This is a genomic window from Dyadobacter sp. 32, assembly GCF_902506755.1.
Classification (GTDB): Bacteria; Bacteroidota; Bacteroidia; order Cytophagales; family Spirosomataceae; genus Dyadobacter.
Genome location: NZ_LR735258.1, coordinates 3186046 through 3208792, shown reverse-complemented (window position 1 = coordinate 3208792; position 22747 = coordinate 3186046). Strand labels below are relative to the sequence as shown.

Annotated in this window: 18 protein-coding genes; 5 read left to right on the top strand and 13 right to left on the bottom strand. The window is 43.5% G+C overall.

Going from position 1 to position 22747, the window contains the following annotated elements; genetic code table 11:
• Positions 1–6: 6 nt before the first annotated feature.
• The 5 genes from DYADSP32_RS13080 to DYADSP32_RS13060 form a co-directional block, all read right to left on the bottom strand.
• Positions 7–783, bottom strand: coding sequence for an IS5 family transposase (locus DYADSP32_RS13080; protein WP_149242316.1), 777 nt, complete (start codon positions 781–783; stop codon positions 7–9).
• A 96-nt stretch (positions 784–879) separates the two neighbouring features.
• Complete coding sequence (locus DYADSP32_RS13075; RefSeq protein WP_149242317.1) at positions 880–1470, bottom strand: hypothetical protein; 591 nt, start codon at positions 1468–1470, stop codon at positions 880–882.
• Positions 1471–1637: 167 nt separating this feature from the next.
• Positions 1638–2156 carry a hypothetical protein gene (locus tag DYADSP32_RS13070; RefSeq protein WP_414617730.1) on the bottom strand — a complete coding sequence of 173 codons (519 nt, stop codon included), beginning with the start codon at positions 2154–2156 and terminating at the stop codon, positions 1638–1640.
• Between the two features lie 105 nt (positions 2157–2261).
• Positions 2262–2945, bottom strand: coding sequence for a hypothetical protein (locus tag DYADSP32_RS13065; protein WP_149242318.1), 684 nt, complete (start codon positions 2943–2945; stop codon positions 2262–2264).
• Between the two features lie 202 nt (positions 2946–3147).
• Positions 3148–3612, bottom strand: a complete 465-nt coding sequence (locus DYADSP32_RS13060) for an RpiB/LacA/LacB family sugar-phosphate isomerase (RefSeq protein WP_149242319.1) — start codon at positions 3610–3612, stop codon at positions 3148–3150.
• A gap of 387 nt (positions 3613–3999) precedes the next feature.
• Between DYADSP32_RS13060 and DYADSP32_RS13055 the strand changes: the two genes are divergently transcribed.
• Positions 4000–6564, top strand: coding sequence for a TonB-dependent receptor (locus DYADSP32_RS13055; RefSeq protein ID WP_149242320.1), 2565 nt, complete (start codon positions 4000–4002; stop codon positions 6562–6564).
• Positions 6565–6779: 215 nt separating this feature from the next.
• Here the strand turns inward: DYADSP32_RS13055 and DYADSP32_RS13050 are convergent, their stop codons facing one another.
• The 6 genes from DYADSP32_RS13050 to DYADSP32_RS13025 all read right to left on the bottom strand — a co-directional run bounded on the left by DYADSP32_RS13050 (position 6780) and on the right by DYADSP32_RS13025 (position 14161).
• Positions 6780–6968, bottom strand: a complete 189-nt coding sequence (locus DYADSP32_RS13050; RefSeq protein ID WP_149242321.1) for a hypothetical protein — start codon at positions 6966–6968, stop codon at positions 6780–6782.
• A 33-nt stretch (positions 6969–7001) separates the two neighbouring features.
• Positions 7002–7214 carry a hypothetical protein gene (locus DYADSP32_RS13045; RefSeq protein ID WP_149242322.1) on the bottom strand — a complete coding sequence of 71 codons (213 nt, stop codon included), beginning with the start codon at positions 7212–7214 and terminating at the stop codon, positions 7002–7004.
• A gap of 500 nt (positions 7215–7714) precedes the next feature.
• Entirely contained in the window at positions 7715–8836 is a 1122-nt protein-coding gene (locus DYADSP32_RS13040) for an ATP-binding protein (protein WP_149242323.1), read from the bottom strand.
• Between the two features lie 185 nt (positions 8837–9021).
• Positions 9022–9351 (bottom strand): DUF6984 family protein, encoded by a 330-nt coding sequence (locus DYADSP32_RS13035; RefSeq protein ID WP_149242324.1) that lies wholly within the window; start codon positions 9349–9351, stop codon positions 9022–9024.
• A 6-nt stretch (positions 9352–9357) separates the two neighbouring features.
• Entirely contained in the window at positions 9358–10404 is a 1047-nt protein-coding gene (locus tag DYADSP32_RS13030; RefSeq protein ID WP_149242325.1) for a hypothetical protein, read from the bottom strand.
• Between the two features lie 337 nt (positions 10405–10741).
• Positions 10742–14161: a HEAT repeat domain-containing protein gene (locus tag DYADSP32_RS13025; protein ID WP_149242326.1), complete on the bottom strand. Its 3420-nt coding sequence runs from the start codon at positions 14159–14161 to the stop codon at positions 10742–10744.
• Between the two features lie 209 nt (positions 14162–14370).
• Between DYADSP32_RS13025 and DYADSP32_RS13020 the strand changes: the two genes are divergently transcribed.
• Positions 14371–15030, top strand: a complete 660-nt coding sequence (locus DYADSP32_RS13020) for a hypothetical protein (protein WP_149242327.1) — start codon at positions 14371–14373, stop codon at positions 15028–15030.
• Between the two features lie 107 nt (positions 15031–15137).
• Here DYADSP32_RS13020 and DYADSP32_RS13015 read toward each other — a convergent pair whose 3' ends face one another.
• Both DYADSP32_RS13015 and DYADSP32_RS13010 read right to left on the bottom strand, forming a co-directional pair.
• The gene (locus tag DYADSP32_RS13015; RefSeq protein WP_149242328.1) at positions 15138–15695 is read right to left on the bottom strand and encodes a Uma2 family endonuclease; all 558 of its coding nucleotides are present in this window, start codon (positions 15693–15695) and stop codon (positions 15138–15140) included.
• Positions 15696–15766: 71 nt separating this feature from the next.
• Complete coding sequence (locus DYADSP32_RS13010) at positions 15767–16975, bottom strand: DUF763 domain-containing protein (protein ID WP_149242329.1); 1209 nt, start codon at positions 16973–16975, stop codon at positions 15767–15769.
• 643 nt (positions 16976–17618) lie between these two features.
• Here DYADSP32_RS13010 and DYADSP32_RS13005 point away from each other — a divergent pair.
• The 3 genes from DYADSP32_RS13005 to DYADSP32_RS12995 all read left to right on the top strand — a co-directional run bounded on the left by DYADSP32_RS13005 (position 17619) and on the right by DYADSP32_RS12995 (position 22655).
• The gene (locus tag DYADSP32_RS13005) at positions 17619–20681 is read left to right on the top strand and encodes a SusC/RagA family TonB-linked outer membrane protein (RefSeq protein WP_149242330.1); all 3063 of its coding nucleotides are present in this window, start codon (positions 17619–17621) and stop codon (positions 20679–20681) included.
• A 21-nt stretch (positions 20682–20702) separates the two neighbouring features.
• A complete protein-coding gene (locus tag DYADSP32_RS13000; protein WP_149242331.1) occupies positions 20703–22223 on the top strand; it encodes a SusD/RagB family nutrient-binding outer membrane lipoprotein in 1521 nt (506 codons plus the stop codon).
• 186 nt (positions 22224–22409) lie between these two features.
• A complete protein-coding gene (locus DYADSP32_RS12995; protein WP_149242332.1) occupies positions 22410–22655 on the top strand; it encodes a DUF1456 family protein in 246 nt (81 codons plus the stop codon).
• The last annotated feature ends 92 nt before the right edge of the window (positions 22656–22747 follow it).

Genomic DNA, 22747 nt, shown 5'->3' with positions numbered 1-22747 from the left:
TGGGAATTAAGTTTGGCAAATTGGGTGAACTCGTTGCAACATGATCTGAATATTTGCCAAATACAACCATCCTGTACTGGAAGAGGTAGTATATTCATAATCTTTGACAATTCTTCTGCAGAAATTTGACCAGGCAATTGTTCTTTCGACCACCCATCGTTTAGCAACTGGTACAAAGCCTTTGGTTGATTCTGGCTTGGCGGCTTTTTCAAATTTGATCTTATGTTTTTCAATCTCGTCTGCAAATACTCCTGCATATGCCTGGTCACCATAAATCTTAACCAAGCGTTCGTTTTGGCAAATAATATCTGCCATAAAGCCTAATGCAGCGGCACCATCATGTAGGTTTGCAGCATGAACCCTGGCAAACCAAAGCCTGCCACCACTGTCAACAAGAAGTTGTCTTTTTCGCCCGTTTACTTTCTTGTGTGCGTCTACGCCACGGTCTTCCCAAATCATACGAGATAGTTTAACTGATTGGCTGTCAATACTAAATATAGCAGGATTTTCATCTCTACCGCTATTCTTTCTATCTTGTTTGTTGAGAATTATATTAATTTCCTCGAAGATATTTGTCTTCTTCCATTTTGAAAAGTACCAAAATACAGCCTGCCAGTGAGGATAGCTATCAGGTAAATTTCTCCATTGGCAACCAGTTCTCAAAATATAAAAAATCGCATCCATGACATCTCGTAAATCAATCCTTCGTTTACGTTTTGTATCTAAAAATACCGATATTGCTACCCATTGAGGGTCGGTCAGTCTACTGTACTGTTTAATCAACTCTTTAAGGTTTCGTCACCACAAAGATGATACGATCCTCATATTTCTCAAATCCCAAACACGCTCTTAAGCTCAATTTGTTAGTTGCAGATTTTCTCACCTCCTTCTGAGTTGATATTGTCCAGTTGCTTCGCAAAGGAACGGTTTACCTTTTTTCATTTTCATTTTCTTCCAACCATAGCTTGTAAAGTAAAATAGCCCGTCAAACTCATGATTTGAGTCAATGTTGGCATATTTCATTTTGCACATTTTGTCGGATTTAACAAAACTAACATCATAGTCTTTACCTACTTTAAATGGAAGTCCACCTACACCTTTGTCTATCGTCACTAAGCGAACCTCAATTTTATCGGTGGCGGAAAAGTTTAAAGTGTCGGCTGTGTATAGCTTACCATTTTCAAATGTCCAGTTTTGCGATATACTAAAACTTGAATTGTCTATACTTAATAAAAATGATTGAAAATATTTCTTTCCATTAATTACAAAGTCATAGCCACCGTTTTCAATCAATTGAAACCCATGTTTTTGAAAAACTGGATGTATTGTCGAGTCGGCTGCTGAACTGTTTTTCAGGACAAACTTTATTTTGTAACAGTCACAAGTTTGATTCATTTCACTCTGTCCAAAAGATGTTCTAAAACATAAGAATAAAAGAGCAAACACAATTTTAATTTTATCTATTTTCATTGATTATCGTGTCTTTTAAATTTGCCACTAACGTTTTGGCGCTTGGCGAAGAAGCGGATTTCGAAGTACTAAACTGTCTGCCAGCACTGAACTTGAGACGACGCACATAGCTTCAGCTGAGCACTGAACCCGCTTTTTTGCCAAACGCCTGTTACCTGCTTTATTTTTCATTGCGCCAGTTTAATTAACGTCTCAATTTTTTCTTTTTTGGTGTCAAAAGTTACGGTTTCGGTATTGTGAATCGGGCTATCGTATCCATAGATAGTCGTTCTGTCAAAGGAGCGAATGTCAAGAACTCTGAATGTCTTTCTAAATATTTTAAGTTCCATATTCCTTGTGTCCAAAACACCGATTTGTTGAACAGTTCCTTTTAAAAATTTTCGTGTCCAGATAGGAATTGCTGCCAATTGTCCGTCTGTTTCCCAAGCAGCAGGTCCGCCACACCAGTCGTGTATTTTAAATTTCTTATTGTCAGCAGTTTCTAAGAAACATTGTCCACCGATTGGAGCTCCCATTGCAATTTCGTTTAGGTCGTAATACACAACTTTATGATAATGGCCTGCTGAAACAAGTTTCTTGTCAGTATTGTGAAAGTCCCAGGGATTTGGATAAATCTCAATCATTTTCGTTGTCGTCTTAATATAACCACCAACGTTTTCGGGCTTGACGAAGGTGGCGATTTTCACCACAAATGTTGATGCGGAGAACTAAACTTTGATTAACCACAATTGTGTCTGCGGAGTACTGAATCGCCACTTTTCCCAAACCCGTGTTAAAAGCCGTTTTCCTTGTCACGAAACTATTTTTTCTTCTTTAAGCATTTTAATAAATGTTTCGCATTGTTCGTTGTCGTCACCATACACATGAATAGTAAATGCTGGTTTGTCATACCAAGTCCCTTTATGAATTATGAGGTTGTCATTTGATAACCATTTATTATATTTGTCACTTGCTTTGTCGTGATGAAAGTAATCTGTTACAAGCATTTCAAAACTATCATTGTCTATTAAATCGTAATAATAGGGATGTTCATATTTTTTGTTTTTCCCTAATAAATCTTCAAATGCATAAGTCTCGATAAATTTGTCAAACGATGAAGCAATTAAATTTACCTTTTCATCATTATTGTCGTATGTGCCAATTTGCCCGTTTTCACTAACCACGAACCATAACTGAGCAGTCCTATGGTCGCCGCAATAAAAATATAATCGCCCTTCAATTTCTATGGTGCCAATCGGTTCATTATGGTTTATGTCTGCCACAGAAAAAAGACTTGCGTTAAAAGTCGAACTCGGCTTATTAGTTACTGTCAACTGAAGTCCCGAAAAGTCCATTTGAAATTCAACTATTTTGTCAAATGGTTGAATGTTTTGACTTTTCAAGTAATCTACTATGAGTTGTCTTTCTGAAATTACAAACTCCTTATCTCGTGATAATTTGACAAGGTACTTATATGCTTTATTAGAAAATCTCATTCAATTTCTGGTCGTATTAAAATGGCTAATAACATTGTAATATATGAAAGATATGTCGTACCTTTTGTATATATCTACACTATGTAAGCTAAAAATATAATCATTAAAAGAAATGTTTCCGCAGTCTGTATCGCTTGCGTCTGATAAAAATTAGATTAACGCCCATTTTTTTTACAGATTAAGGCGCATTGAACCGTTCAGTTTATTCTGCAAGCTCAGAGCCACCCATCTCCAGCGCCTTCACCTTCCCAAGCCTTCTCACATGCCTTTCTTCAGCAGTAAACCTCGCTTCCAGAAATGCAATCACCAGTTCCTTGGCTGCTTCGGAACCTGTGACACGTCCGCCCAGGCATAGCATATTCAGGTCGTCGTCTTCTACACCCTGATGCGCGGAGAAGTGATCGTTGATCAGCGCGGCGCGTATACCGGGTACCTTGTTTGCTGCAACGGATACGCCTACACCACTTCCGCAAATGGCTATGCCTCGGTCCAGCTGTTTTTCTGCCAGCATTTTGGCCAGTGGAATCACAAAGTCGGGATAGTCGTCCTGGTTGTTCAACGCGTACGCGCCAAAATCGGTGATGTGATGCCCCCTGGCGATCAGAAAATCGCGCATCACATTTTTCAATTCGTATCCGCCATGGTCGGCAGCTAGTCCAATTTTCATATTACAACTGGTTTGGTTCTTTCCTCAAAGGCAATTTCGTTTTGTTTAGGGTAGAATGCAACGGGTATGGCGCAGCTTTTTGTTTCAGCCCGAATTTATGCAGCGAGAAAAGGTTAAGAAAAATGAACGGAACAAGAAATAGTCATATTTTTATTCCTGCGCCACACACCGGAAGGTATCCTGAAACCTTGACAATTCTCTGTCAGAAAAATAATTTTAAAAAATCTATTAAATCTATATACTATATATATTCTATAATTGTACATTTGCGCCAAGGTTGTAAAAAAAGGGCTTTCAGATGCCCCCAAGGCACTTCGGTTTTTTTTTCTGACAGAGGCAGCCGAAGAATACACAGTAAGAATAACAAACATCACAAAATCAATTGAAATGAAGCAATTTTTAAAATTCACCTTGCTTGTTGGGGCAATCCTGATACCTCTGTTTTTATCAGCACAGGAAAATACCATTGTCAATGCCACCGTAAGCGGTAAAGTGTTGGATGAACGATCCAATGAACCGTTGATTGGAGCAACGATCACGATCAAAGGCACCACCAACGGAGATGTGACCGACGTAAACGGAGATTTTAGTCTGATTACCGGTCAAAAACTACCCTTTACGCTCATTGTATCTTATGTGGGTTACCTCAAAAGGGAAATATTGATCAATGAGAGCAAGGTGATAATCAAACTTTTACCCAACGACAATCAGCTTGATGACGTGGTGATTTCGTCAAGACGTCGCCAGGAATCCGCTCAGGACGTTCCCATTCCCATCTCTGTAATCGGTGGAACAAGGGCTGAGGATGCTGGTGCTTTTAATGTGAACCGCCTCAAGGAACTGGTGCCCACCGTACAGTTATATGCATCCAATGCGCGTAACACTACCCTCAATATCCGTGGCTTAGGTTCCACTTTCGGGTTAACCAACGATGGCGTGGATCCGGGGGTAGGCTTTTATGTAGACGGAGTGTACTACGCCCGCCCTGCCGCCACAGCGCTTGATTTCATCGACATTGAACGTGTGGAGGTATTGCGTGGGCCACAGGGGACACTTTTTGGCAAAAACACAACGGCAGGTGCCTTCAACATTACCACACGCGCTCCCGGCTTTTCCACAGGTGCGAATTTTGAGCTCAGCTATGGTAACCTGGGTTTCATTCAGGCAAAAGCATCGGTAACAGGGCCGTTGAGCAAGAAACTGGCTGCACGGGTCTCCTTTACCGGCACGCAACGCAACGGTACTTTCTTCAATGTACACACGCAGTTGCCGATTAATGATATCAACAACATCGGTGTAAGAGGGCAGTTGCTCTACTCGCCGAATGAAAATGTAAACATTACCCTGATCGGTGATATTTCGGATCAAAAGCCTACGGGCTACGGATGGCCGGTGGCTGGGGTTGTGACCACGAAAAGGTCTTCTTTGCGGCAGTTCAATAACATTATAGCTGACCTGGGGTACACCATTCCCTACAAAAGCCCGTTCGAACGTAAGCTGGATCTGGATACGCCTTCCAAGGCCGATAACCAGCTGGGTGGTGTTTCGGTGAATGCAGATATAAAAATTGGCAGAGGAACCCTTACGTCGACCTCGGCATGGCGTTACTGGAAATGGGTGCCATTGAATGACCGGGATTACATCGGATTGCCTGTATTTACAATATCTTCCGGGAACTCGAAACATGACCAGTGGTCTCAGGAAATACGGTACTCCGGTAAAATTTCCCCTAAATTGAGCGGTGTTGTTGGTGTATTTGGCCTTTGGCAGGATTTGACTTCGGATCCGGTTCAAACCGAAGAAGCGGGATCAGCGCAATGGAGGTTTGCACAGACCAATACCAACGCAAACTGGAAAACGCCCGGACTGTTTGACAATTTTGGTATACGAACAACCAACCAGATCAAAAGCACCAGTTTAGCCGTATTCGCGCAGGCGGACTGGGCCATAACCGACAAACTTCATGTACTGCCAGGCGTTCGTTACAACTATGACAAGAAGGTTGTTGATTACAGCCGGGTTGCCTATGGCGGATTACAGACCACGGACGCAGCGCTACTTGCGTTAAAAGCCGGCGTGTATTCCAACCAGGCGTTCAACACGGATTATGCTGAAGGAAACTTCTCCGGTCAGCTGTCACTGCAATACAAGGCGACTAAAAATGTAAATGCATACGCAACCTACTCCATTGGATACAAGCCCATTGGGGTGAATGTGGGTGGACTGCCAACAGCCAATGGACAGGTTTTGATCGACCTTGCCAATGTGAAACCGGAGTATGTGGACCATAAAGAGTTTGGTGTCAAAACGAAGCCAACAGGCAACTCGGTGCTGAATCTGACGGTCTATCGTTCGGATATCCGGGATTACCAGACACAGGTGCAAACACCAGAGCCGGGTGTAAATCGCGGCTATCTGGCCAATGCCGAAAAAGTACGCGTGCAGGGGATAGAGCTGGATGGTAATGTACGTTTCAGTGCCCTCACACTTAACGCAGCAGTAGCTTATACAGACGGTAAGTATGTGCGTTTTGCCAATGCCCCTGTACCCTTGGAAGAAGTAGGAGGCACTCAGGCTTTTAAAGATGTTTCGGGCGGAAGATTACCAGGCATTTCCAAATGGTCGGGATCAATAGGTGGTGAAGTAGTGGTGAAGGGCGGACTGCTGGGCCTGAAAGGCAATTACTTCCTGGGTGTGGATGAGTTTTTACGGTCTGAGTTTTCGTCAAGTCCTTCCCCTTCACAATACTTGAATATTGACGGATATGCGCTTACCAACGCACGGCTGGGTTTCAGAGCTTCCAACGGGCTTACCTTCTTCTTGTGGGGAAGAAACCTGTTTGACAAAAACTATTATGAGCAACTCCTGGCTGCCCCAGGGAGCTACGGACAGTATGCAGGTATTGTTGGAGATCAGCGTACGTATGGCATTACGCTCAGGTATTCATTCTGATGTTCCTTGCAGATAATTATTTGCTAAGGAATGTTCGGTAAAGCCAAATGCCGGTTTTAATATTTTGTTTGAAAAGAGCCCCAAGAGCGGGCTTTTTTCATTTTCCGGGCTCCCGGGTTGAAAGCCGCTGGGAAGTCATTTGATCATAAAAAAAGCAGACACGGCTCATCACAGCGTCTGCTCACTTTATTTTTCAATGGCTATGTTTTGCCTTATCAGGCCAAATTCAATTTTCTGTATACTTCACGTTCACTTTCATTTACCTGATACGGTACCTTGTTCTTCAGATAAATGATGCAGCCACGACCTTTTTTAATGGGGGAAATTTTAAGTACGTCTTCTTTGTAAATAATTACGTTGATCAGTTTTTGTCCCCAGAGTTTGAATGTTCCCGAATGGATCATGTGTTTCAATTGGAATATAAATGAATGTAAGTGTCAGGCTAGTGCCGGAACCAACTGTCCGGGCTTTGAATAAATTAAAAAGTAATTTTTTGAGATCAGGAAATAGTCCAGATCCTCCCGGTGATTTAACAGCAGAAAGTCAGCTACTTCTTTCTGTGCATCCATCGTCGATTTGGCCCCTGTAACCGTTAACACGGCCCCTGCCTTTAGATTGTTCACTGCGTTGTTACCAAGTGTAGCTATCATAATCGTTGATCTTGTTTTCGTTAATGTGCGATCCTTAATCCTTTCCTTCCTTTTATAATTATAAATAAATGTGCCAGTTCAGAGAAGTGTGGAATTTCGCAGGTGTGAGCGTTAGCCACTTTTTTTTACGTTTTGTAAATCAGCTGATTGCAATATTTTATATGATTATACTACGTTGGGGAGTTTGAATCCCAGTTGTGGAACTGGTCAAATATCCCCTACACACCCGGAAGATGGCTGGACAGGTCACTTTATCTACCATGGGTTACAAATATTTTCAGCATGTGAGGGTCAAAACAATAAACCAATTCCTTTGCCGATGAGAAAATTATTACTGCTGGGGTCTCTGGTAGCAATTTTTCCGACAGGATGCTCCAGAAAGTAGGACATCATTGTTGAATGTATCCAAGCCGAATAGGTGAGCGAGTCCTACTTTTTGGGATTTGATCAGCTTTTGAGGGTTGAATTCGTAAGTCTACGCTTAGGGTTTTTACGATAGTCTACAATATAAAGTCTTCGAAATTTTCTCTGTGAATCACCTTAAATTCTGAATTGGGGTAATTGTTTGAAAAGCTTTTGGGGAAGGAAACTTTTGCTGAGGGACTCCATTTGAACTCATAGGCATGAAGCGTCCCATCCATATCCTCCAGGTAGTCGATCTCGGTTTGATCTTTGGTGCGCCAGTAGTAATTATTTGTCCAAATTCCTTTGTAACTAATGTACTTCATTCGCTCGGAGATGATGAAATTCTCCCACAATGCTCCGATGTCTGTCCTAAGTTCGGGAAGATTAAAATTGGCGATCAATGCATTTCTTATTCCATTGTCGTAGAAATAGATCTTGCGACTGTTTTTTAGTTCGTTTCTGAGATTTCTATTAAAAGACCCCAGTCGAAAGATTACAAATACCTGTTCCAGTAAGTTAATATATTTTTCAACCGTTTTGTTGTCAAGCCCGGTTAGCTGCCCCAATTCGTTAAATGAAACTTGTGAACCTACCTGAAGGGCTAGCGCTTGTAATAATCTCAATAATTTTTCGGGCTTTTTGATATTTTCCCACATTAAGATATCCTTATATAAATAGCTGTCAGTTAGTTGTTTAAGTGTCTCTTTTTCCGAGGATGGCTGGTTTATCACATCAGGATAATATCCATAAATGAGTCTTTGCTGCAATAATCTTTTTTCTTCCAGCAGTCCATGATGCTCCACCATTTCTCCAAATGATAGGGGAAACATGTTATACTGCCATTTCCGTCCTGTCAAAGGTTCGTTGACTTTGTTTGCCAGCTCAAACGCCGAACTTCCCGTGGCGATAAGTTGAACGTCCTTGATATTATCTGTAATTAGTTTCAGTTTTAAGCCGATATCGGATATTCGCTGGGCTTCGTCAATAATGATATTTTTCTTAGTACCGAATATGTTTTTAAGCCGTGAAGAAGTCACATTTTCAAAGAGTGCCTGTACATCAGCTTCATCTCCGTTCAACCACAGGGTATCATTTTGGTTGTTAAAAATTGAATGAAGTAATGTCGTTTTGCCGACTTGTCTGGCACCCAATAGTATGATTGCCTTGCCTTGATACAATCTGGATTGTATCCTTTTTTCTAAAAAACGATCAATCATAATGTTGAATTTTGACTAAAAGTACAACTTTTTAGGAATGAATTCCCAAAAAGTATCTACTTTTTGGGAATTCATTCCTAAAAAGTCGGGTAAGTATTTCGGAGATACACAGAATAGTACCGTCTCTTTAGCTAAAATTCATTTGGCTTACTCGTGTGCTTGGTTACGAGCGTCGTCGGGAATGTTTACTTGAAAATAATCTTATCGGGTACAGGGTACTCGATAAGGCGAGAAAAATCTATTTTCCAGAAATCGAGATCCAGTAGCTGATTCTGGTCATCGTGTGTTAAAGTGATCACAACGGGTGTTTCGTCCGAATCCATATATTCTACCTGTATCAGGTCACCGGCGTATGCATCGGCATTTCCGCCCAGGCTGATACTGCCCATTTTTCCACCTTCGTATTCTTCTACCAAATCACTAACAAAATACTGATCAGGATCCAGGTTCAGGTGTTTGAGCAGAAAATGGATCAGTTTTGTCTCTTTTTCTCGGATGGGTCTTTTCTCATTCATGTGGTATTATTTTATCTTTTCCAGGCTTCGCTCCTTGCTTCTCCATTGTTCGGCCTTACGGCCTACCAGCCAAAATGAAACCGCGAGCACGGCAAAGAAAATTCCTTTATTGGTTCGATCCCAAAAATATTCAAAATAACGTGTATAGATATTGAGCAGGAAAAATATCAGGGCCATATCCCTTAATGTATCATTTTTATTCCGGAATGCGAAAATGATGAGTCCGGCCAGCAAAGCTGTAAATCCAACTGCCCAGTACCAAAAGTGCCCTTGCCTGATCATTTTCCATCCTTCCAGATCGTCGTAATTCCCGAATATTGAAAGGGTCCAGGCGGCCACGAGGAAGAGAAATAACCCGATTGTATACGTTGAGTTTGCAAAGAAATTCAGCGACTTTACACGTCCAACGATCCATGATGCACACCAGATGATTAATCCGAAAACGGTCATTCGCAAAGGGTAATTCATGCCTGCAAACCGGAAACTTCCTTCTGACCAATAGTGGGTTTGTGCGCCCCACCAGCCGGAAAGGGCCACAAGCATCACCACCCACAGCAGTTTGGAGTCCAGTAATACGGCTATGATCGCGTAAGAAGCCGCTGCCAGGAGCAAAGGCAATGCATAGTTGCCGTTGAAGTTGGAAAAACTGCGTGTCCAGTACGTGATCGCAATGCCCACAGTCAACACGATGGTGATGTTGTAGGTTTCGTTGCTCGCACTGGAGCCCGTGGATTTACTTTTTCTGCGTTTGGCCAGAATAACAAACAGGAGTGCCAGTAAAGTAAAGCCTATGCCAACAATCATTTCTGAAAATCCCCACTTTTTTCGAAGCAGTTCGATCCATTTTTCGTCTATTACCAGTGCGCCAAATGCAAGCAGACCACAGGAGATGGCAGAAATAAGTGCGTAGGACGAAATCGCGTCCGCATTTGAATTGCGAAGTGTGTAGCTGGCACGTAGCTCTTTCGCCAATTCCGGGGTGATTTTGTTATCTTCTTCCCAAAACTGAATCGCTTCGTTAACGACCTTCGCCTGATTCTTATCTAATTCCATTCGTAGATTTTACTTTCCTGCATTCATCAATTTTAATGCCAGGTATGTTTAAGCTGTTACAGTGCTGTTTCGCTGCTGAAATGTATTGGTAATTTCTGAGATTAAGACGAGAGGCTGATGCAGGACGGGAAATTGTCAACGTTGTTTTTGTGAAGAAACCTTGACATTTTAGATGTATTTCCACGTATTCTCAATTTCAATTCCCGGTGTTATTATGATATTGTTGGATTGTAATCCGGTAAAATTATGATATTGTGGGAATGAAAGGCTCCCTGGAAAACTAAAAAGAGCGATGCCCGTCCATGGAACACCGCTCTTTAAACCAGGTTTTCAAAACCTATTTCTTCAATCCAGCTAAAAATTCCACCACGTCCCGAATTTCCCGTTTGGTCATCATGGCGCCCATTGGCGGCATGCTGGATGGTACGTTGTCTCTTTTCGCAATGCGGGATACTGCAATTTTGAGTGGTTCGGCTTCGGATGTTTTAAGCACCAGTTCGTGATCATTTTCCGAAGTGAGAATTCCGGCTGCCGACTGTCCGTCTTTCAGGGTCAGAACCACCATGCCATAGCCGGGCGCCAGGCGAGCGCTAGGTTCGATCATGGCCTGTAGGATCTGTTCCCTGGTAAGTGTGTTGCCAACGTTGGAAAGGTTGGGTCCTACTTCACCGCCCTGTCCGCCAACAGAATGGCAACGAATACATTCCGTGGCAGAGTTGGTCATGAAAAACCGCCTTCCCGCCTGAGCATTTCCACCATAGAGTGTTTCCGTGTAATCTGCCAGGCTGCTTCCTGATTTCAAAGGTGCCAATTTCGCTTTTAATGAAGCTGATCTGGTAGAATCTACGGCTTCGGTCAGTTCGAGTGCAAGGCTATTGGGAAGCTCCTTATTCACCATTTTGGTGATAAGTCCGTCCAGTATGGTTTCGGTTTTGGCAGCAGGTGTGGCACTGAGTACTCTCAGCATTTGTTGTTGCTCCTTCACGCTCCCTTTCTCAAAAATTGCTTTCGAGATGTCGGTCAATGCATCTTTCGAAAGCATAGTTCCGTCGACAAGTCCAAGGGCTGTTGTTCTGACGTCGGCATTGGCATCGTTCATGCCTTGTTTGATCACCCTTTCTATACCATCATATTTCAAGGTATGAAGCGCAGTGAGAACGGCGGATTTAACCTCAGGAGACTTTTCGGTAACGAACAGCCAGTTCATTGCTTCATTCTGCCTGTTGTCGCCTATCTCGGCCAGCATCTTCACTGTCGCCACCATAATAGTAGGGTTGCCTTCGTCAAGGAGACCTTTCACGATTTGGTTCACACGCGCTTTCAGTATGGTGGGATCGCGTGTGATGGCTCCTCTGTAACGTCCGTCGACACGGTCCAATACCGAAGGATTGGCCCAGCTTCCAAGTGTGGCAAGTGCTTCCGAACGAAGTGTTTTGTCTACATTCTTTCGGGTAGCAAATGCAATTAAGTGGTTCATTTCCTTCTCTCCCCCTACACGCAAGGCAGCATTGATCGCACGACGAAGTAGAGGTTCAGAGTAGAAACGAGTTTCTTGTAGTGTGGCAGCAAGGGCAGGCAGAGCCGCGGGTATTGAAAGATCATCATTGATGGCCCGGGCTGCTTCGGTAACAACGTACTGATCCTGATCTTTAAGGAACAAGCTTACTTTATCACTCGCCAAACGACGCAACACCAGAACTGCCGCGACACGTAACGATTTTTCAGGGCTATTCACCAGCGCTGCTATAGGCTCCACTTCGCCAATACGTGATAGCGCCAATACGGCTGCGTGCCTTAAATACACGTCGTTGTCATTGTTGGCTTTGATCATATCCAGCAATGGCTGAATGGCATTTTTATCTTTTATCCGGCCCAGAGCCTGGGCTCCGAAAAACTGAACCCGCGGATTCTGGCTTTTAAGCATGGGTATCAGCATGGGGCCTGCTTCGGCTATTCTGGCGTCACCCAATACTCTGGCAGCCTGTGCGGTGATTTCTTCATCTGAATCTTTCAAAAGCGCGAGCATCGTATTTGCGTACGCCTTGTCCTGACGCGCCAGCTGGCCCATTCCCCAGATCCCGTGAATCCGGGCAAGTTGATTACTGGTTTGAGTAATTGCCTTGCTTAGCGTTGTTGCACCGTTAGCACCTCTGGTAGCAAGTTCAAATTGCGCTTTTTGTCGGATGCGCATATCCGCATTAGACAAAAGGGAAAGTAGCATTTCCTCCGTTTGTGCAGGGTAATCGAGTTGAATCAAACGTTCAGTTTCCGTACGAATGGCTTTCAGGTCATTCTTGTCGTCACTTACATCGAGTCGCCATACACGTCCGTAATTTTTTGTATCCCATCCATTGATCCAGTCGGCGACATAAAGTGCACCATCAGGCCCAAACCGGATTCCGGTCGGCAGAATTCCATTCAAGATATTTTGTTCTCCATCCAATTCAAACGATGCGCCCTTGGGTTTCAGGCCGAATGACCAGATTGGCGAGCGGGCAGGATTTCCTACGAATTCAACAAGGAAGAATTTGTTTTTCCAGGCTGAGCCCAATGCCGTACCCGGATTATACTGCATACCTGTCGGGCCGTTATGGAAGTTCATAATCGGTGGGATAATGTAGGCAGCTTGTCCGTCCCAGCGTGGCTTGTATAATTTTTCATCCATCCATACTTTGTACAGGTTGTTCTTTGGGTCGGTATATTTCCCATATTGCCAGTTGGATCTCCATCCGGCATCTGACCCTTCCACCACGTGCACCAGTCTCTCACTTTCGCCGGGGTGATCGCCGTCATTATCTGAGCTGATCAGGTTGCCGTATTCGTCAAAGACAAACTCGTGGGTGTTTCTCAAACCACCGGCAAATATTTCAAAATCACTGCCATCGGGATTGGCGCGGGCTATGATCCCTTCATTGGAACGCTTGTGATTAACGCCTTCCTTTGTGGTGATGTTTGCACCTATATCACCGATATTCCAGTAGATCTTTCCATCTGGCCCTTCAATCGGGTTGGACATACCGTGCCCGCCAAAACCGATGTGAACACCGTAGCCATGGCTGATGGACGTCTTTTTGTCCCAAACTCCGTCGCCATTGATATCCTGAAAACGCCATACATCGGGCGCGATCGCTACAAAAGCATCCTTTGCCCGTACCAGCAAACCCCCGGCGACATCCGATATTTCTTCAAAAAAATCACTTAAAACTCGCGTCGATTTATCGGCAAGGCCGTCGTTGTCCGTGTCTTCAACCCGCCAAACTTCGTCTTTTTCTACGGTAAGGTCTTTCCAGTCATGGCTTCCATCACCATTGAGGTCTTTCAGCCATTCATTTTCCTTGCTTTTTTCGGGAGCAAAGGTACTTCTCAGAAATTGTCGCCGATCTTCGACGGTTTCCAGGGCGATGGAGGGCGTCATCCAGTTACGATGTCCACGTATATCGAATTCCGAATTTTTCTGTCGATTGGTTCTGTTCAGATACACACGGCCCTGGTCGTCAATGGCAATGGCTACCGGATCCGGAGCCAGGGAATCGGACGCCCATAGATCAAGTTTGAGACCATCAGCAAGTTTAACGGATACTTTATCCCGGATTTCCTTTGCTCTGGCTTTTCCTGTAGCTGCATCTTCTTTGATCACCACCAAAGCTTTGTCAATTTTGGAAGAGCCGGATGGGGTCATTTTCATACAGGAAACCACCACAAGGGCAGTCAAGGCAAGCAAACCAACCGGTTTTCGGTAGAATTTTTTGAGATTCATTTAGTGAAGTACTTTAATGCAAGATTATAAAATAAAGCGTGTATGCTGTTGATATTTACTGTTTGTGATAGCTTCAGAGAAGTCAACTTTCCAAAAGTTGACTTCTCTAACTCCTACAAAGTTGACATATTTACATTGGGCAAATTTGACTTCTCCATAAATTTGAGATACATTTCGAATACACTTCATATGCTAAAATTATCAAACAAATGCCTATTAATGAAAGATATCAGGAGCCATTCTGTGAGAATAAATTTCTTCACGTTACCTGTAAAGCGATCAGCAATGTTACCCTTTTTAGAAATGACGAAAACAGACTCTACTTTTTAAACAAGTATGCTAAGTATAGTAGGGGATATTTTGAGACTTACAGTTATGTATTGCTGGATAACCACGTTCACTGGCTTGTCAAAACTGTCGATAATGAATCACTTGTACGCTATGTTAATACGATACCATATAAAGATCTGAAATTACACCAAAGAAGATTTATTGAGAACGAAATTTCCTTTTCGGAGGCATGTGATTTTCAGTTTAAAGATTTCTTCATTTCTTATGCCATGGCCTACAATAAGCGATTTGAAAGGTCGGGAGCCTTGTTCCTTAATCCATTCAGAAGGGTAAGTGTGGAAGATGAGCAGCATTTTACTCAAGTAATTGTTTATCATCATGCAAATGTTGTCAAACATGGACTGCGAAAGGATTTTGAATCGTATCCATGGTCATCTTATAGGTCAATACTTTCAATGAAACCGACTATTTTGCAAAGGAATCAGGTATTGGAATGGTTTGGTGGCAGAGAGGAATTTATGCGAATCCATAAAGAGATGACAGCGTATTATTACAGTGCCCCTCTGGATATTGAGTGAATGGTACAAAAATTCAGAGAAGTCAACTTTCCATCAGAGAAGTCAACTTTCCAAAAGTTGACTTCTCTAACTCCTACAAACTTGACTTCGCCAACGCCATTTAAAACTCATGCGGGCAGTGCAAAGAGGTCGTTAACAGGTATATCGAAATCGGAGAGCACAGGAGAGGCACTGCAAACATCGGTGTCTGTACATATTTTTACCTGCTTACGAGAGGTATACACATACACAACCTTATTTTCAGGATAGACATGCCAAACGACTTTTACGCTGGACTTAAAGTACTCGGCTAACTTTTCTTCAATCTTGATGGCGTCGTCGGTAGGAGAGATGATTTCAATTAAGAATTCAGGTATTGGTTCTTCTTCATTTAAGCTATTGTCAATTTGCGAACCACTAAAATAAGCCAGATCGGGCCGGCGCACCTGGATGCCCGTCAGCATGACATCCTGCTCCATTATAAGTGCAGCTCCCTTGGAAAAGGAAACAGATCTGAAAAATAGCTGCTGTAATCTTCTTATAATAAATAAATGTTTTTTCTTCATTTTCTCAAACCTGATAATTTCACCATCGTTCCATTCATATTTGAAACCATCCACAGGCTCCCAAAGAAGGAATTCTTCGAAATTTTGGGGAATGACCTGAGATTTTGGCTGAAGTATCATACTTGAAATAATTTATAACCTATAAAATCAACTACTAATATAGAAAAAAATACAATGTAAGGCATTGGGAATTAGTCAAACAAGTCCAGTTGACCGTTCCAGCCTTTTGGTTTTTTTGCTTTACCCATTACGGTTCGTCCTTCATATTTCCAGGCATTTTCACGTTCTGCCTGAATAAGGTCGTTAAAGCGATGATTGGGAATGAAATCCTTTTCGAGCTGTGCCGACACCTTGGAAAGGTTTTTAAGGGCATCGGATTTATCCCTGTCACCAAGTCTGGACTTTTGAACAGCCTGATCCAGAATTTTGATGGACTCATCATAAACGGTGATCGGGACCGGGAAGGGGTGTCCGTCTTTTCCGCCGTGCGCAAACGAAAAACGAGCCGGATCGGAAAAGCGGGAAGGTGTGCCATGAATAATCTCACTTACAAGTGTCAGCGACTGCACTGTTCTGGGGCCTACACCTTCAAGCAAAAGCAATGATTCCAGATTCGGAACAGGATTGTCGTGTGCGAGGGCCAGCACGGCTCCCAGTCGTTTCAGATTCACATCGTCAGCACGGACATCGTGATGGCCAGGCATCACCAGTCTACGCACCTCGCGCATGATCTTGTCCGGATTTTCGTGTGTTAATTCCAGGATACCCGACCTGGTTGGTGCCGCAAGCTTGTCGGTTAGGTTGAGAATTCTTCCCTGATTCTGACCATAAATGGAAGTGTGCGGCTCCTCAATGAATGATCTGATTGTGGGGGAATGCCAGTGATAGCGACGGGCCATCCGCTCATCGGTATTCATTCCCTGCTGAATCACCGACCATTCGCCTTCTTTGGAAAGTATGAAGGAGTGCAGGTACAGCTGAAAGCCATCCTGAATGGCAGTGCTGTCTATTTTGGCAGAGAGGCGGCTATTATAAACCAGCAAATCGCCATCCAGGCCAGTTTTGTTTGCAATTGCCGTGAGTTCAGCAGGCGTTTGGCGTGAATGCCTGCCGCGCCCTCCACAGATGTAAATTCCCAGCTCACCGGACTTTTTGTTCACTGCACCTTTCAATGCCCCCATCACAGACGTTGTGATTCCAGAAGAATGCCAGTCCATGCCCAGCACACAGCCCAGAGACTGGAACCAGAACGGGTCACTCATTTTTTGTAACAACATACTGTGGCCGTATTCAATTACGATAGACTCGACGATTGCACCTCCAAGTGCGCTCATGCGTTGGGCAAGCCAGGCAGGTACCTTGCCATAATGTAGTGGCAAATCGGCGTGGCCACTTTTCATAGGTTAATGGTTATCGTTAGCACATTGGTATAGTAAACATGTGCTTGGCGATTAACGTTTCATCCCGCTTTTTGGGTAGAAGTGGATGCCCTCCTGGCTTTAAACGAATATCCTGCTTTAATTTTTAAAATTACCTTACGATTAAGTAAGTGTAAATAAATTATTAAATATTGGGTCAAAAAATTAACTTTATACGTATTTCGTGTTTTAATACTACCTTTTTATAAACTTGCGCAGAAATCACCCCTTTTGGAAAAATGTACGTTATAAAAACTTTGACAGGTATTTTCATTTTAATAAATTGCCTCACCAACGAAACCAATGCCCAAAATGTAAGCTCGTCATCTCCGAATGAGACAGCTTCGATTTCCCAAGAAAAGTCAGCTCGGACGCTCAATACGGGGCTATGATTGAGCGGAGATTAGGCATTTACTTAGGATAGCAGGTACATCGTCACACGGATCAGTTCGTTCACTCAGTTTTAAGTACTCAAAAAATACATTTAGCCGTCGGCGGCAGGAGCAATTGTGAAACCTCACACGCTAATGAAATGAATTAACGGTTACGTATACCAGTATAAGTCACCATTTTATAAGTAAATAATCCAATTCGAAAACAATTCTCTAATCAAACCACCAACTCAATGAAAAAGATTTCTACTTTTTTTGGGATTATCTTCTTGATTATCCCCATGTTAAACTTTGCCCAGGGGCAAATAAAAGGTGTTGTCAAGGACGACAAGGGTGCTGGACTCCCGGGAGTCAACATTCTGCTCAAGGCGTCTACCAACGGAACCATCACAGATACGGAAGGGAAGTATTCCATCAATGCTCCCTCTGACGGTACGCTTGTTTTTTCTTTTATTGGTTATGCGCCACAGGAAGTGAAAATCGACGGACGCTCGCAGATTGATATTTCACTTAAAGAAGACGCTCAAAACCTGAACGAGGTCATCATTGGAGCACTTGGGATGAAACTGGAAGAAAAGGCGTTGGGGTACTCGGTGCAAAAAATAAATGGCGCCGCACTCCAGACTGTGAAGGGAGTTAACCTGGCTACTTCGTTAACCGGAAAGGTTTCGGGACTCTGGGTGAGAAACAGTACCGAGTTCAACGAGGCGCCTACTTTGAACCTGCGGGGTGAAACACCTTTGCTGGTCATTGACGGGGTGCCTTATGGGAATATGTCGCTCAAAAACCTGAATCAGGATGATATCGAGAGTGTTAACGTGCTTAAAGGGCCTACGGCTGCGGCATTGTATGGTTCCAGAGGCGGTAGCGGGGCCGTTATTGTTACCACCAAGCGGAGCGCAAGCAGCAAGGGACTTTCGGTTTCGGTCAATAGCAACAACATGTTCAATGCGGGATTCCTGATGCTTCCCGAGGCCCAAAAATCCTATAGTGCCGGGCTAGGTAGTGCTTACAGCCCAACGGATTACATTTGGGGAGCCAAGCTGGATAACGGAACCATGGCCAATCAATGGGATCCCATTGCCAAGCAAATGGTAAACAGTGAACTTCGCTCGGTAGGAAAAGACAATTTCAATGACTTTCTGGTACCAGGCCTGATTTCCAACAATAACGTTAGTATCACGCAGACGGGGGAAAACGGAAGTTTCAGGGCATCGATCAGCCATGTATATAACAAGGGGCAATACCCAAACCTTAAATCCAACAACACGACTTTTAACGTGAGTGGTGAAATGAAAGTGGGGGATAAGTTTACGTTAAACAGCCAGATGGGATACAACCGGTTAACAGCGCCGCAAATTGCGGGTGCAGGTTACAGTTTACAAGGCTATATTTATAACATTTTGGTGTGGATGGGGCCTGAGTATAACCTGGCATCCTACAAAGACAATTATTGGTTGACTCCGAATGTAAAACAAAACTGGCACTACAATGCCTGGTACGACAACCCTTACATGATGGCGTATGAAAAGCTGAATGGCATTAATGAGAATAGGATGAATGCCAGTCTAACGGCTACTTATGATTTATTTGAAGGTGCAAAAATACTGATCCGTCCAGGGTTTGACTTATATCAAAATGACGAAACAAGAAGAAATCCACCAGGAATTCTTTCTACGCGGGGATGGGACGCTGCGGGGTTATACTCCCTTGCAAAAAGGAGTGGATATAGTTTTAACGGCGATGCCTTTATTACCTACAATAAAACCATTGGTAAGGTAGGTGTTGACGCCCTTGCAGGTGGTACAATCTATAAGTATGACAATAGTTACCTTTATAGCTCTACACGCAGTGGTTTAATTATCCCGGGCTACTACTCGCTAAATAACTCGGTGGAAAGACCAAACGTTAGTGTTGTTGACCCCAATTTCGGGGTGGCCAATCCTCGAAAGCAAGTGAATAGTCTTTTGGGTAAACTTAGTTTGTCATACGACAATATATTCTTTCTGGATGTAACTGGTCGAAACGACTGGAGCTCAACCATGCCATCTAGCGCACGCAGTTATTTTTATCCTTCAGCCGGAGCAAGTTTGGTTGTGAGTGAGTTTTTTAATACCCTGCCAGGATGGCTTGATTTCTGGAAAGTTCGCGGATCGTGGACTTTGTCTAAATCGGATTTGGGGGTATACGCCACAAACAATACCTACAATACATCAACGGGAGTTTGGAACGGCTTAAACGCTGCCTCCTACCCAGGTACGATTACCAATGCAGCCAATGTAATTGCAGAAACGAACCGTACGTGGGAGATTGGTACGGCTGCCTATTTTATGAAAAAGCGCTTTAAACTGGATGTAGCTTATTTCAACAAATACAATTACAACATCCAAACAAGAGCTAATATCTCTCAGGCATCCGGATTCAACTCGACGCTGATTAATATTGATCAGACCTATGTGCGCAAGGGGATGGAAGTTACACTTGATGCAAATGTCTTAAAATCAGGAGATTGGCGATGGGATGCCACTGCGAACTGGTCCTATAACCACCGGTATTTCAAAGCCCTTGATCCTCAGTTTTCTGCCAAAAACAGCTGGACCAAAGAAGGCGGCCGTACGGATACCTATACAGGAGCAATTTGGATGCGTGATCCGCAGGGTAACCTGATTCACCAGGCAAATGGTTTGACGCAAGCGAGTACATACAGTTACCTGTACGGATACACAGACCCCAAATATATATGGGGACTAGCCAATACCGTTAGCTACAAGCAATTTACATTGAATGTAGCATTTGACGGACGCGTGGGTGGCGTTCTGAACAACTACACATCCTACAAAATGTGGGATACAGGCGCACATCCTGATTCTGATAATCAATGGCGGTACGACGAAGTTGTTAACAAAAATAAGTCTTACGTAGGCCAGGGAGTGGTGGTGACCTCCGGAGCCGCAACCTTTGACAACTTTGGGAATATCACCAGCGATTCCAGAGAATATGCCCCAAACACCACCAAGGTTTCGTATGAAACTTACGCACGTCGTTATGGAGATGGAACCCGTGGGGTGACCAATGCGACTTTCTTTAAGCTTCGTGAAGTTTCAATCGGCTATGCACTGCCTCCTGCTGTAGCCAAATACATTGGAGCCAAGTCTGCTTCCATATCTTTGACCGGACAAAATGTTTGGATGTGGACGAAAGATTTCCGTTTTGCTGATCCTGATAAAGCGGACGATACTCAGCTCACTTCTCCTTCTGTACGTTATGTGGGGGGTAGTGTTCAATTAACATTCTGATCAAATTAGATAGACCAAATCATGAAAAAAACAATATTTAAATATATGCTTTTAGCCGGAGGTCTGCTTACACTAGGCAGCTGCTCCGACTTCGAACAGATTAATACGAATCCCGACGCGGCCACAGCGGTTTCGTCCGAAATGCTTGGAACGAATCTCATTCTTGATGTCGCCGGTAATAGCAGCTTTCTGAACCCGGCATTGCTATCTAAAGCAATCAGCCATACAGAGTTCCCTAATTCTCTTCAATACAACAACTTGGGGAAACAGGGCTTTGACGGTTTAGTGATACTGACCAACGTAGAGAAAATGATCAATCTGGCTCCCGAAGGTGGACTGAAGAACTCTTTTACGGGGCTTGGCAAGTTTGTTCGTGCGTGGAAATTTTATGACCTCACCATGCGGGTAGGCGACATCCCTTATACAAATGCATTACAGGGAGAGACCGGCGTAATTAGTCCGGAGTATTCTACACAGAAGGAAGTGTTTCTGGGCATTCTGAAGGAGCTTGAAGAAGCTGACAAGGCGTTTGAGCAAGGGACTAAATTTTCGGGCGACCCCATTTACAATGGTGACGTTACAAAATGGCGCAAAGTGGTGAATACATTTGCGCTGAAGGTACTGCTGACCCTGTCTGCCAAAGAATCCGATACGGAATTAAACGTGAAATCTCGCTTCAATGCAATTGTTACCACCAAGCCGATTTTTCAAAGCTCAGCCGATAACTTTCAGGTAATTTATTCTGATGTGGCCGGACAGCGTTTCCCGTGGTTTAAATTAAACAACCAGGGACTTATCTACCCTGTTATGTCCACAATGATTGTTGATAAATTAAAGGATCTGGAAGACTATCGCCTCTTCTATTACGCCGCGCCTTCACCTGTTCAAACAGCAGCGGGTGTCAGTGCATCCAGCTATGCTGCATACAAGGCCGTAAATCCATCGGTTGTGTACTCAGACCTGACCGCCGTGGCATCGTCGAAAGACTATTCCAACCTCAATGCGCGTTATTCAGAACTGGCCAACTCAGAGCCTTATTACCAGATCAGCTACACTGTTTTGCAATTCATGCTGGCAGAGGCGTCATTGAGAGGATGGATTACGGGAACGCCCACCAGTACTTATTACGAAAATGCGATCCGTACGGGTATGCAGTTTGTAGCGAACACCACGCCTGATAATGCTGATTTTCACCACAACCGTAAAATTACGCCTGAATACATCACCACTTATCTGGCTTCGGACAAGGTCAAATTATCAGGAACAGTGCAGCAGCAGCTTGAAAAAATCATGACCCAAAGATACCTGGGTACATTTCTTCAGGCAGGATACGATAGTTATTTTGAAAACCGCCGCACAGGCTTTCCTGTTTTCCCGGTTAATCCGCTGTCCAACAATAATACTGAAAAGGATAAAATACCCGTAAGGTGGATGTATCCAGACTCTGAGGTAAATTATAATAACGCTAACCTAACGAAGGCGCTTCAATCGCAATTTGGTGGCAATGATGATTTTAACCAAAAAATGTGGTTGCTTAAGTAATTAAGGAAAACCTGGATTATACCGAAAGGTGATCTGTTATCCGGAGGTTCAGGTTCCGCATTGAGAGTAATTAAAATAGAAAGAGGCTGTTCCCTAAAAGGGCGGCCTCTTTTTTATGGGAGAGCTCCGGGTACAATAATTGGATAATTAGGCAGATATTAAGAGCTTGCAGAAAAATAACAAAAAATGACAAACAACGATATATTGAAAAAACTGCGCGTGGCGCTGCATCTTCGAAATGATGAGATCATCCATATTCTGAGTCTGGTTGATTTTAAAGTTACAGCCAGTGAATTAGGCGCATTATTCAGGAAGGAGGGCCATGAACATTATAAACCTTGTGGTGACCAGTTATTACGTAATTTTCTGAACGGACTGATCATACATCTTCGCGGGCCTATGGAAGACAATCGTAAGCACGATGCAGACTGAGTTCAGGATTGTTGTCTTGGGATATTATTTGCGTCAAAATGCTCCGTTTGATTTGGCTTGAAGGATCCGGTTGGAATGAAATTGGCCTGTTC

Coding starts and splice junctions, on each gene's coding strand:
- DYADSP32_RS13045 (WP_149242322.1), bottom strand. CDS start 7,214: ATGATAGCTACACTTGGTAACAACGCAGTGAACAATCTAAAGGCAGGG.
- DYADSP32_RS13075 (WP_149242317.1), bottom strand. CDS start 1,470: ATGAAAATAGATAAAATTAAAATTGTGTTTGCTCTTTTATTCTTATGT.
- DYADSP32_RS13035 (WP_149242324.1), bottom strand. CDS start 9,351: ATGAATGAGAAAAGACCCATCCGAGAAAAAGAGACAAAACTGATCCAT.
- DYADSP32_RS13020 (WP_149242327.1), top strand. CDS start 14,371: ATGCCTATTAATGAAAGATATCAGGAGCCATTCTGTGAGAATAAATTT.
- DYADSP32_RS13050 (WP_149242321.1), bottom strand. CDS start 6,968: ATGATCCATTCGGGAACATTCAAACTCTGGGGACAAAAACTGATCAAC.
- DYADSP32_RS13025 (WP_149242326.1), bottom strand. CDS start 14,161: ATGAATCTCAAAAAATTCTACCGAAAACCGGTTGGTTTGCTTGCCTTG.
- DYADSP32_RS13005 (WP_149242330.1), top strand. CDS start 17,619: ATGAAAAAGATTTCTACTTTTTTTGGGATTATCTTCTTGATTATCCCC.
- DYADSP32_RS13055 (WP_149242320.1), top strand. CDS start 4,000: ATGAAGCAATTTTTAAAATTCACCTTGCTTGTTGGGGCAATCCTGATA.
- DYADSP32_RS13030 (WP_149242325.1), bottom strand. CDS start 10,404: ATGGAATTAGATAAGAATCAGGCGAAGGTCGTTAACGAAGCGATTCAG.
- DYADSP32_RS13015 (WP_149242328.1), bottom strand. CDS start 15,695: ATGATACTTCAGCCAAAATCTCAGGTCATTCCCCAAAATTTCGAAGAA.
- DYADSP32_RS13000 (WP_149242331.1), top strand. CDS start 20,703: ATGAAAAAAACAATATTTAAATATATGCTTTTAGCCGGAGGTCTGCTT.
- DYADSP32_RS13040 (WP_149242323.1), bottom strand. CDS start 8,836: ATGATTGATCGTTTTTTAGAAAAAAGGATACAATCCAGATTGTATCAA.
- DYADSP32_RS13065 (WP_149242318.1), bottom strand. CDS start 2,945: ATGAGATTTTCTAATAAAGCATATAAGTACCTTGTCAAATTATCACGA.
- DYADSP32_RS13010 (WP_149242329.1), bottom strand. CDS start 16,975: ATGAAAAGTGGCCACGCCGATTTGCCACTACATTATGGCAAGGTACCT.
- DYADSP32_RS13060 (WP_149242319.1), bottom strand. CDS start 3,612: ATGAAAATTGGACTAGCTGCCGACCATGGCGGATACGAATTGAAAAAT.
- DYADSP32_RS12995 (WP_149242332.1), top strand. CDS start 22,410: ATGACAAACAACGATATATTGAAAAAACTGCGCGTGGCGCTGCATCTT.